The organism is Vibrio sp. 970 (assembly GCF_033339075.1).
Genome location: NZ_JAWOTW010000672.1, coordinates 1 through 551 on the forward strand (window position 1 = coordinate 1; position 551 = coordinate 551).

General features: G+C 44.8%; 1 protein-coding gene. It reads left to right on the forward strand.

Annotated features, from left to right (window positions below):
• Positions 1-438, forward strand: a 438-nt coding sequence (locus tag R7Q11_RS28550; RefSeq protein ID WP_225467272.1) for a substrate binding domain-containing protein, incomplete at its 5' end; no start/stop codon positions are given.
• Positions 439-551 lie beyond the last annotated feature (113 nt).

Sequence of the window (551 nt, forward strand, 5' to 3'; positions counted from 1 at the left end):
CAACGAGATTCCAGCCTAATTGCTCGTAAAATTGGCGAAGTAAAAGATATTTTGGTTGCCAGCCAAGACTATCTAGCAGCCAACCCTGCGCCAAACCACGCAGAAGAGCTCTCAAACCACTCTTTGCTAAAAGGCTACCCACTTATCAAGTGGACACTGATCAACAGCAAAGGTGAGTCTGTGGTGAACGTAGAGCGTGGTCGTTTCCAAGCCAACGCACTCAATGTTGTTCGCAGTGCTTGTTCAGAAGGTCTAGGTATTACATTAATGCCTGATGTGATGATTAAGGAATACATCGAAAGTGGTGAATTGTTGCGAGTATTGCCAGATTGGAGCGCAAACCCGCGCGACATCTACATGCTGTACAACCACAAAGATCACTTGCCAGAGAAAGTGCGTCTGTTCATCGACTTTGTGATTGCCTATAACATTCACTAAAAATGATACAAAAATAAAAACCAGAGCCTAGGCTCTGGTTTTTTTAATCCCGATAATGATGGCGCAGATTTACGCGCCTTCGTTGTGCAGCTCTAGGTTCGCTAGATCTTGCT